Raw genomic sequence first — 10,785 nt, forward strand, 5'->3', positions numbered from 1 at the left:
CGCGGGCGGCGCTCGATCTCACAGGCGCTGAAGATGCTCCGGCTACCCTTGCCAGGAACCATAGAATCTCCCACAGGCGTTCAGGTGTGCTGCCTGCCAACGAGGGTCAGAACACGTTCACGGGGTAATCGACGATCACCCGCAGCTCATCGTTGTCGCTGTTGCTGTCGATCGAGGCATAGCCCTGGCTGCCACGGTGGGTGGCATAGCGCACCAGCACCGACAGGTCCTTCAGGTCACCCTCCTGGAACACGTACTTCAGGTCCAGGTCGCGTTCCCAATGCATGGCGTTCTTGCCATCGGCACGGTAGTAGTCGTAATGGGTGGTGTCCTGGGTGGCCTTGGTCAGGTCCGCTTCGCCGCGCGAATAGGATAGCGAGCTGGTCAGGCCAGGCACGCCGACACCTGCGAAGTCATAGCTGTACTGCAGCTTCCACGACCGCTCGTTGGGGGCGTTGAAGTCCGAGTACATGCGCGAGTTGTCCAGGTACACGCTGTCGCCCAGGTTGATGTAGTCGAACGGGGTGTTGCCATTGACCCGCTGGTAGGCGGCGGTGACGCTGTGGTACCCGGCGTTGACGGTGAAGTGCACGCTGTAGGTGTTGTTGTCGATCTTGCCCAGCAGGGCCTGGCCGGTGTCCTGGGTGTGATAGAAGTGCACACCGGGGTTCAGGCTGACCAGATCGCTGACCACGTAGGTGTAGTCGAAATCAGCGTAGTACTGGTTCCAGATGTCCTTCAGTTCGGCGGCGTACAGGTTGGCGGTGATGTTCGGCGTACCGCTCCAGGAGGCACCAGCCCAGTTCAGGTGCTTGCTCTTGTCGTGTTCGTCGAGCGAGCCGTAGTAGGTGTCGATGCGGCGGTGGCCACTCTGGTTGTACGGGTGGGTGAAGCTCACCTGGCCGCCTTCGAGCAGCAAACCGTCGACGCTGGTGTTGATCAGGCTCACACCGCGGAAGGTTTGCGGCAGCATGCGGGTTTCGCCGCCGGCAATAACCGGGTTGGTGAGGAACAGGTCACCGGCCTTCAGTTCGGTGTCGAAGGCTTTGAGCTTGACTGCAGCGCCAGCGGTGGAAAACGAATGCGGCGCAGCACCCAGTTCGCCGTCGTCCTTGATGTGCGCTGGCAGGATGCTGGTGCCGGCATGGCCGCCGCCACCGTCGAGCTTCAGGCCCAGCATGGCATGGGCGTCCAGGCCAAAACCGACCGTGCCTGGGGTGTAGCCCGACTCGAACCGCGCCACTGCGCCCTGGCCCCACTCGCGGGTATCGCGCACGCCGGCGTTGTGGTTGTCGCGGTTGAAGTAGGCATTGCGCAAATGCAGATTGAAGGACGACCCTTCGATGAAGCCATCAGCCTTGTCTTCATCTGCCTGGGCGGCGCAAGGGATCGTTGCAGTCAATGCAATGAAAAACGGGGTGAAACGAAACGCGGAAGGCACCGGTAGAAGCTCCTTTGGTCTGACGGTGGGGCAGTTTTTATTTTGAATGTGCGTCTTTCTTATGGGTAAACGTTACAGCCGGGCTGAGAGTTACGGGCACATAAAAAAAGCCGCTGATGGGCAGCGGCTTTAAAAGGCTAACATATCGGCACAGGCTGTGCCCATGGCGTAGCCAAGGGAAAGTGGAAGCAACAACAGCGCCTGATCAGCTGTCGGCTTTGGCATCGACAGAGGCCTTGGAAGCTGTCTGTTCAGCATCTTTCATCACGTCGGCCTTATGTGCGGCAACGCTTTCGCGGGCCTCCTGGTGCGCGGCGGCGAGTTCGCTGTTACGGTTGACGAACGCCGGCGATTCTTCGGCCACGGCCAGGGGCGACAACAACAGGGACGACAGGACGAAAACGCTGGCAATACCCATACTGTTGGACATTTGAAACTACCTTCTTGCTGTGCAAGTGCTAATGAGGACGGGCTAAAGTTAGTCCTTTCATTGCACTTGATACAGAGCGAAGTGCGATAAGCACTGTTGCGCAAAAGGTAACGATGTACGCAAAAAGCAATAGGGCTTTCGTCTGCAAGCCGCAGGCTAGACGCGGCCTTTGCAGCCCCGACAATTGCCGCCCGGTCATTGAACCAGGGGCTGCTTCGCACCCCATCGCGACACAAGACCGCTCCTACAGGTCGGGAGCTGGATACCGAATGTATTCGCCCCGGCTTCACTGCGCACGAACACGTCCCCGCCATGCATCAGCGCAATCGCCTTGACGATGGCCAGGCCCAAGCCATGGTTACCGCCCCCGCTGTTGCTGCGCGCCGCATCCACCCGGTAGAAACGCTCGAACAGCAGCGGCAGGTGCTCGTCGGCAATCGCCGGCCCCGGGTTGCTCACGGCAATGCTGACCTGCTGCGGCCCGGGGACGATCCTTACCTGGATCACCTGGTGCGGCGCCGTATGCTGCACGGCATTGTTCAGCAGGTTGATCAACGCCCGGCGCAATTGGGCTTTTTCGATGGGAACCTGGGCATCGCCACTGACGCTGACGCTGACCTGCGCGTCTTCGAGAATGTAGTCAAGGTAGTCGAGTGTGGTCGCCACCTCTTCGGCCAGCGATGCCTGGGTCAGGGCAGTGGCTTTGCTGCCCTGGTCGGCACTGGCCAGGAACAGCATGTCGTTGATGATACTGCGCAGGCGCTCCAGCTCTTCCAGGTTCGATTGCAGCACTTCGAAGTAGTGCTCGGCACTGCGCCCGCGGGTCAGCGCCACCTGGGTCTGGCCGATCAGGTTGGTCAGCGGCGAACGCAGCTCGTGGGCAACGTCGGCATTGAACGCCTCCAGCCGTGAGTAGGCCTGGCTGACCCGGTCGAGCGCGGCGTTGAAGGCACTGGCGAACTGCGCCAGCTCAGGGGCCAGGGCCTGGGTTTGCAGGCGCCCGTCCAGGCGTGGCGGGGCCAGTGCCTGGGCCTCCCTGGAAAGCGCCAGCAAAGGGCGCAAGCCGATGCGCGCGACCCAGTAGCCCAGCACCGAGGCCAGCAGCACGCCAAGCACTGCCAGCCCGATGATCGCCAGCAGCAGGCTGTGCTGGGCCTGCCAGAAGGTTTCGGTGTCGATGCCAATCATGAACCGCAGTGGCGGGCGCTGGCCTAGCGCCGGCAGCTCGCTGACCAGCACTTTGTACGGGTAGGGGTGGTCCGGCAGGCGCAGGTCGCGCATGCCCTGCGCGCCCTCGGCGAACTGGCGCACCAGCGCGCTGGGCTGGCCATATTCATAGCCGGGGTCGCTACCGACCACCCAGAAACGGATGCGCTTGTCTTCCTCGCTCAGCAGGTTCAGCTTGTTGATGATCTTGGCCCAGTGCTCGGGCGTGCCGTAGCGGTTGAGTGTGGATTCGAGCACGCTGAAGCGCGCCTCCAGCTCGGCTTGCGGCAGCAGGTCGAGGCTGCGGTCGACCTGGCGATACAGGGCCGAGCCGATCAGCAGGAACACGGCCAAGGCCACCAGGATGAACAACGCCGACAAACGCAGCGCAATGGAGTTACCCCGCACGGTTTTCCAGGACATAACCCATGCCTCGAATGGTGTGCAGCAGTTTCTGGTCGAACGGCCCGTCGAGCTTGGCCCGCAGGCGTTTGATCGCGACCTCGACCACGTTGGCGTCGCTGTCGAAATTGATGTCCCAGACCAGTTCGGCAATTGCCGTCTTCGACAGGATTTCCCCCTGCCGGCGGGCCAGCACGCTGAGCAGCGAGAACTCTTTGGCGGTCAGGTCCAGGCGCTGGCCGGCCCGCGTGGCCTTGCGTGCCATCAGGTCGATCCACAGGTCGGCCACCTGAATCTGCAGGGGCTCATGGCTGCTGCTGCGGCGGGTCAAAGCCTGCAGCCGGGCCACCAGTTCCAGAAACGAAAATGGCTTGCCCAGGTAGTCATCGGCGCCTTCGCGCAGGCCACGGATACGGTCTTCGACCCGCTCACGGGCGGTCAGCATGATCACCGGGGTCTGCTTGCGCGCGCGCAGGGCGCGGAGCACGCCGTAGCCGTCCAGCCCGGGCAGCATCACATCCAGCACAATGACGGCATAGTCGCCCTCCAGGGCCAGGTGCAGGCCATCGATGCCATCGCGCGCCAGGTCCACACTGAAGCCTTGCTCGGTGAGGCCGCGATGCAGGTAGTCGGCGGTTTTTTCTTCGTCTTCGATGATCAGCACACGCATGGTCTTGTCCTAGCTGGCACTTGGCGCTGCCGCGCGGGCAGCCTGACGGCGATGGAACAGGCGCTCCAGGGCCAAGTATATGACCGGGGTGGTGAACAGCGTCAGCGCCTGGCTCACCAGCAGGCCGCCGACCACGGCAATGCCCAGTGGTTGGCGCAATTCCGCGCCGGTGCCAAAGCCGAACATCAGCGGTACCGCGCCGAGCAGCGCGGCCAGGGTGGTCATGATGATCGGCCGGAACCGCGTCAAGCAGGCCTGGTGGATCGCCTGTTCCGGTGAAAGGCCCTGCTGGCGCTGGGCTTGCAGGGCAAAGTCGATCAGCAGGATGCCGTTTTTCTTGACGATGCCGATCAGCAGCACGATGCCGATCAGCCCCATGATGCTGAAGTCCTGGCCCATGGCCCACAGCAGGATCAACGCGCCAAGGCCCGCCGAGGGCAGGGTGGAGATGATCGTCAGTGGGTGGACAAAACTTTCGTACAACACGCCGAGAATGATGTACACCGCCACCAGTGCCGCCAGGATCAGCCAAGGCTGGCTCGCCAGCGAGCTTTGGAAGGCCTGCGCCGCGCCCTGGAAGTTGCCGCTGATCGAATCGGGCATGCCCAGCTCGCGCTGGGTGCGTTCAAGGATGCTCACCGCATCGCCAAGGGCCACGCCCGGGGCCAGGTTGAACGACAGGTTGGCGGCCGGGAACAGGCCGTCGTGGCTGATCGACAGCGGCCCGGTACTGGGCGGCGCCACATGGGCCACGGCCGCCAGGGGCACCATTTCATTGCTCAGGGGCGAACGCAGGTAGAAGTAGTTGAGGCTCTCGGCTTTACCACGCTGGCGCGCATCCAGTTCCAGAATGACCTTGTACTGGTTGGTGTCGGTCTGGAACTCGCTGATCTGGCGCTGGCCGAAGGCGTCGTACAGTGCCTGGTCGACGTCTGTAGTGGTCAGGCCGAAACGGGCGGCGGCCTGGCGGTCGATGTCGATGCGCGTGACGCTGGCCCCCAGTTGCAGGTCATTGGACAGGTCGCGCAGCGCCGGGTTGTTGCGCAGCCGCTCGGTCAGGCGCTGGGTCCACAGGTTGAGCGCCTCGGCGTCGTTGCTCTTGAGCACGTACTGGTACTGGGTGCGTGAAGGGCCGGAGCTGAGGTTGATGTCCTGGCCGGCGCGCATGTACAGCACGATCCCCGGCACCTGGGCCAGCTTGGGGCGCAGGCGGTCGATCAGTTCGCTGGCCGAGACATCCCGCTCGCCACGGGGCTTGAGGGCAATCCAGAAACGGCCGTTGGCGATGGTCTGGTTGCTGCCGGTAACGCCCACCGAATGCGAGAACGCGCGCACCGCCGGGTCGGCACCGATGATTTTCGCCAGCGCCTGATGTTTCTCGATCATCGACGGGTACGACACATCCGCGGCCGCCTCGCTGGTGCCAAGGATGAAGCCGGTGTCCTGCAGCGGGAAAAAGCCCTTGGGGATGGCCACGTAGCCCACGACCGCCAGCGCCAGGGTCACTGCGAACACGCCCAGCGTCACGCGCTGGTGGGCGAGGGCACGGTTCAGGCCCCGCTCGTACCAGTTGACCAGGCGTTCGCCGAAACCGCCCTGGTGCCCGCCAGGTGGGCGGTGCATGAACAGCGCACACAAGGTCGGCGCCAGGGTCAGCGACACCACCACTGAAATCAGGATGGTGGATGTGGCGGTCAGGGCGAATTCCTTGAACAGCCGGCCAACCACCCCGCCCATGAACAGCAGTGGGATGAACGCTGCGATCAGCGACAGGCTGATCGAGACCACGGTGAAGCCGATTTCCCCTGCACCCTTGAGCGCTGCGGTACGGCTGTCGTCGCCGGCTTCCAGGTGGCGGTGGATGTTCTCCACCACCACGATGGCATCGTCCACCACGAAACCCACGGAAATGACGATGGCCACCAAGGTCAGGTTGTTCAGGCTGAAGCCCAGCACGTACATCAGTGCGCAACTGGCGATCAGCGAGACCCCGAGTACGCTGGATACCACCAGCGTCGCCGACCACTGGCGCAGGAACAGCGCCATCACCCCGATGACCAGCGCCACGGCGATCATCAAGGTCAGTTCCACCTCATGCAGCGAGGCGCGGATGGTTTGCGTGCGGTCTTGCAGCACCGACACCTCGACCGAGGCCGGCAGCATTTCCTGCAGCTTGGGCAGCGCGGCCATGACCCGGTCCACGGTGTCGACGATATTGGCGCCGGGCTGGCGGAAGATCACCAGATTCAGCCCCGGCTGGTCGCCGGACCAGGCCTTGACGTAGGCGTTTTCCGCGCCGCTGACGACCGTGGCCACGTCGCGCAGGTACACCGGGCTACCGTTGCGGTACGAGACGATCAGTTGCGCGTAGTCCTCGGGGTGGAACAGCTGGTCGTTGGCGGCCAGGGTCGACACGCTGTGTTCGCCGTACAGGGCGCCCTTGGCCAGGTTCAGGCTGGTTTGCGCAATGGCCTGGCGCAGGTCGGCCAGGGTCAGGCCGATGGCGGCGAGTTTTTCCGGCTGCGCCTGCACGCGGATCGCCGGGCGCAGTTGCCCGGTGATGTTGATCAAGCCGACCCCTTCGATCTGGCTCAACTGCCGAGCCAGCAAGGTTTCGGCGTAGTCGCTGAGGTCGTTGCCGGGCATCTGGCTGGAGCTGACTGTCATCACCAGCACCGGGCTGTCGGCCGGGTTTACCTTGCGCCAGGTGGGCGGGTTGGGCAGGTCTTGCGGCAGGCGCGCAGTAGCGGTGTTGATCGCCGCCTGCACTTCCTGCGCGGCCGTGTCGATGTTCTTGTCGAGGGTGAACTGTAGCACCAGGGTGGTCGAGCCCAGCGCGCTGCTGCTGGTCATCTGGGTCATGCCGGGGATGGCACTGAATTGCACCTCCAGCGGGGTTGCCACCGACGAGGCCATGGTTTCCGGGCTGGCGCCGGGCAGTTGCGCGGTCACCTGAATGGTGGGGAAATCGGCCTCGGGCAAGGGGGCGACCGGCAGCCGTGGGAAGGCGATGGCGCCCAACAGCACCAGGGCGAAGGTCAGCAACAAGGTGGCGATGGGGTGGTCGATGCACCAGGCCGAAACACCGTTGCGCGTGTTCATGGCTGGCTCCGCTGGTCTGCGATGGCCGGCGCTGGAGGCGCATCGGGGCTGACCTCGACTCGTGAACCGGGCTTGAGCCTCGACTGGCCATCGAGCACCAGGCGCTCACCCGGCTTGACCCCGGCAATGACGTTCAGCTCGCTGTCCTGGTACAGCACCTTGACCGGCACGCTGGTGACCTTGTCGCCGTCCAGGCGGTAGACGAAGTGCCCGTCCACCCCACGTTGCACCACCGGCGGCGGGACCACCAGGGCGTTTTCCTGCACGGCGGTGCGCAGGCGGACGGTGACCAGTTGCCCCGGCCACAGGCGGCCGTCCTTGTTGTCGAATTCGGCTTTGACCCGCACGGTGCCGGTGGTGGGGGAAACCTGGTTGTCGATCAGCGCCAGGTGGCCTTCGCCAAGCAGGCTGCGTTCGCCGTCAGCGTCCATGTACGCCTGCACCAGCGCAGGGGCCGGTGCCGTGAGCAGGCGTTGCAGGGTTGGCAGCATTTGCTGGGGCAGGGCGAACTCGACGGCGATCGGGTCGATCTGCGTCACGCTGAACAAGCCTTGCGTGTCGCTGGTGCGTACCAGGTTGCCCGGGTCGACGTTGCGAATGCCCACCCGGCCAGTCACCGGCGAGCGGATTCGGGTATACGACAGCTGCACCTGGGCGTTGGCGATGGCTGCCTGGTTGCCTTCGACGGTGGCCTGCAACTGGTTGACCAGTGCCTGTTGCTGGTCGAGCTGTTGCCTGGACACGCCGTTATCGCGGCTGAGCAGGCGGTAGCGCCGCAAGTCCACTGCCGCCACCTGGATCTGCGCCTGGCTTTGGCCGAGCAGGGCGCGCGCCTGGTCGAGCTGGGCCTGTATGGCGCGGTCGTCGAGGGTGGCGAGCAAGTCGCCCTGCTTGACCCACTGGCCTTCCTTGACCAGAACCTGGGTCAGAACCCCCTCGACCTGCGGGCGCACCTCGACGCTGTGCAGCGACAGCACCGAACCGATGGCACTGGCGTAGCGGGGTACGTCCTGTTGGGCGACGGTTACCACCCGCACCGGGATGGCCGTTTGCGAGCGGGCGGCGGGGGCAGGCTGGCGCTGGGTGTACCAAGTTCCCGCTGCTACCAGGATGAGCAGTACCAAGGCGGCAAGCAAGGCAGAGCGGAACGGACGTCGCATTGGTGCGGGCACCTTGGCCAATGGGGAGGGTGGTCAGTCATTCCATCTTATAGCCGCCGAACCGGGTCGGCAGCGTGACCGCTGGCTGACAACCGTGTCAGTTTCAGATAACCGGCTGCCCGGTCTGCTCCCTCGCGGGTGAACCCGCGCCCACCACCTGCAGGGCTAGAAACCGATAAAGGCGTAATACACCGGGGGCTCGTTGGTGGTGTGCAAGCCCTGCCCCTGCAAGCCCGCCGCCAGCGTCTCATCCTCCACATGCAAGGTCCACTGTGTACCGTCATCATCCGGCACCTGCGCCAGCGCCCCGGCAAACGCGCCCATGTCCGGCAGGTAGGCGGTAAACCCGTTGCCCTTGAGCGCACTGGTGGTCATGCCCAGTGCCTGGCACACCGCCACCTTGGCGCCAATGTCGTCACGGTCGGCCTGGCGCGAAGCCTGCACCAATGCCTCCAGCCCGGCATCCACCAGTTGCGTGCCGTGAAGCAGCGCAGGCCCCTGCTGCCAGGCTTCTGGCGGGCAGTCCTTGGTCTCTGGGCGCAGGGGGAGGTGCGGGTTGATTTCCACCGGGTAGATGCGGCAAACCAACGGCCGTTGCTCATAGATGCTGCAGCGGTCGTTGTCGTCCAGGTTGCGGCAGCGGCCGGGGTTGAACGCGGCAAAGGTCACCGACACCCGCGCCTGGCCATTGCCGCAGGCTACCGGGTACGACCGGCGCAGCACATGCTCACGTTGCTCCACCGGCATGCCCGGGCCATCGGTGACGAAGGCTTCGATCAGCACAACCACCTGACCGCCGTCATGTGCCCAGCGGCCTGCCTCGGCCAGGGTCAGGGGGACATGGTGGCCGCTGCAGCACCTGCCGCATCCGGTGCAGCCAAAACGCAAGGTGGCGGTCACTTGGCTTGCGGGCTCCATTCGCTGACGAAGGCACGCTGCTGTTGGCGGTCGTACAGGCACAGCTCGGTGCCAGTGCGCTGCTGCATGTGCTTCTGCGGGTAGACACCTTCGACCAGCAAGGCACTCATGCCTACCTGGTCATCGAATTCGGCGGGCTTGCCGCGGGCGTGGGCGTCCTTGAACTGGCTGGCCGCCAGGCAGGCTTTGAGCATCTGCTGGCGCTGCGTGTTCCAGGCCTGGCTGCTGGAAGCCTGGGCGATACCGCTGAAAAGAGCGCAGCCGATCAGGATGGAGCTGAGATACTTCATGGCGGGTTCCGGCAAATTTTTTGCGAGGGCCCGAATTATGCCCGACTTGCCCCCGGCAGCAAGCCGGGGAGTTTGTCGCTGAATATATCAGTGCTCGGCGAACACCACGGCACGTGCTGCCACCACCAGACAATCGGTCAGCTCCGGTGAGGAAAACTTGGTGAGGATGGCATTCGCCCCGGCCTGGGTTGCCTTCTCGCTGCTCATGGCGCTGTCCAGCGAGGTGTGCAGCAGCACGTACAGGTGCTGGAAGTCGGGGGTTTCACGCAGGGTTCGGGTGAAGGCGTAGCCATCCATCTCGCTCATTTCGATATCGGAGACGACCACGTTGATCTCCTGTGCAGTGCCTTGCAGTTCCAGCAGCACATTGATCGCGTCCTTGGCGCTGCGCGCGGTGTGGCATTCGATGCCCAGGTTGCGCAGGGTGTGCACCGACTGCTGCAGGGCCACCTGGCTGTCGTCCACCACCAGGATATTGGTGGCGGCCAGCAGGCTGGCGTCTTCTGCGCTTACTGAACCGCGCGCTGGCTCTGGCGCAGGCGGGGCAATGCCGTGGATGACCTTCTCGATATCCAGCACCTGCACCAAGGTGTTGTCGACGCGGGTAACACCGGTGATGAACGAGCGGTTGCCCGAGGCATAGGGCGGCGGTTTGATGTCGGTGCTCAGGCAATGCACGATGCGGCTTACGGCCTGCACGTGCAGGCCCTGGCGCGAACGGCTGATCTCTGTGACGATCAGGCAACCGCCTTGCGGGTCCTCAAGCGGCTGCTCGCCGATGGCACGGGACAGGTCGATGACCGACAACGAATGGCCACGCAAGGTGGCTACGCCTTTCACGTGGGGGTGCGACTCGGGCAGCTTGGTCAGCGGCGGGCAGGGGATGATCTCGCTGACCTTGAGCAGGTTGATTGCCATCAGCTTGCCGCTGCGCAGGGTGAACAGCAGCAGCGACAAGGAGTCCGCGCGGGCTTTTTGCGTGGCCATGGTGACCTTCGGTGGGAAACAGGGGGGATAACCGGTTATCGGCCTGGTCGGGCCGGGCTTTAGGTCTGTATTGCCTGTTCTGGCCTAATCGCCGGCAAGCCGGCCCACAGGGATCGCCTTAGGGCTGACAGGTGTTTGCCACAAGGTATGGCAGCGCCTGTTAGAGCGAGCGCCGCCCG

The 10,785-nt window shown here is 64.2% G+C and carries 9 protein-coding genes; all 9 read right to left on the reverse strand.

Translation table 11 applies throughout. The features are described 5' to 3' along the window. Window positions 1–106: 106 nt before the first annotated feature. Entirely contained in the window at window positions 107–1,441 is a 1,335-nt protein-coding gene (locus EGJ22_RS24820; protein ID WP_009685172.1) for an OprD family porin, read from the reverse strand. Window positions 1,442–1,646: 205 nt separating this feature from the next. Further along, on the reverse strand, window positions 1,647–1,871 hold the full coding sequence (locus tag EGJ22_RS24825; protein WP_009685173.1) for a hypothetical protein: 225 nt from the start codon (window positions 1,869–1,871) through the stop codon (window positions 1,647–1,649). Between the two features lie 195 nt (window positions 1,872–2,066). Beyond that, window positions 2,067–3,500 (reverse strand): heavy metal sensor histidine kinase, encoded by a 1,434-nt coding sequence (locus EGJ22_RS24830; protein WP_047150089.1) that lies wholly within the window; start codon window positions 3,498–3,500, stop codon window positions 2,067–2,069. Beyond that, window positions 3,475–4,149 carry a heavy metal response regulator transcription factor gene (locus EGJ22_RS24835; RefSeq protein ID WP_047150090.1) on the reverse strand — a complete coding sequence of 225 codons (675 nt, stop codon included), beginning with the start codon at window positions 4,147–4,149 and terminating at the stop codon, window positions 3,475–3,477. Before EGJ22_RS24835 ends, EGJ22_RS24830 begins: the two co-directional genes overlap by 26 nt. A gap of 9 nt (window positions 4,150–4,158) precedes the next feature. Next, entirely contained in the window at window positions 4,159–7,251 is a 3,093-nt protein-coding gene (locus tag EGJ22_RS24840) for a multidrug efflux RND transporter permease subunit (RefSeq protein WP_009685177.1), read from the reverse strand. Next, window positions 7,248–8,411 (reverse strand): efflux RND transporter periplasmic adaptor subunit, encoded by a 1,164-nt coding sequence (locus EGJ22_RS24845; protein WP_009685178.1) that lies wholly within the window; start codon window positions 8,409–8,411, stop codon window positions 7,248–7,250. Before EGJ22_RS24845 ends, EGJ22_RS24840 begins: the two co-directional genes overlap by 4 nt. Window positions 8,412–8,576: 165 nt before the next feature. After that, a complete protein-coding gene (locus EGJ22_RS24850) occupies window positions 8,577–9,311 on the reverse strand; it encodes a YkgJ family cysteine cluster protein (RefSeq protein ID WP_009685179.1) in 735 nt (244 codons plus the stop codon). Continuing rightward, window positions 9,308–9,619: a hypothetical protein gene (locus EGJ22_RS24855; RefSeq protein WP_009685180.1), complete on the reverse strand. Its 312-nt coding sequence runs from the start codon at window positions 9,617–9,619 to the stop codon at window positions 9,308–9,310. Before EGJ22_RS24855 ends, EGJ22_RS24850 begins: the two co-directional genes overlap by 4 nt. An 87-nt stretch (window positions 9,620–9,706) precedes the next feature. Then, window positions 9,707–10,606 (reverse strand): chemotaxis protein, encoded by a 900-nt coding sequence (locus EGJ22_RS24860; RefSeq protein WP_009685181.1) that lies wholly within the window; start codon window positions 10,604–10,606, stop codon window positions 9,707–9,709. Between the last annotated feature and the right edge of the window lie 179 nt (window positions 10,607–10,785).

Source organism: Pseudomonas sp. p99-361 (genome assembly GCF_003935475.1).
Classification (GTDB): domain Bacteria; phylum Pseudomonadota; class Gammaproteobacteria; order Pseudomonadales; family Pseudomonadaceae; genus Aquipseudomonas; species Aquipseudomonas juntendi.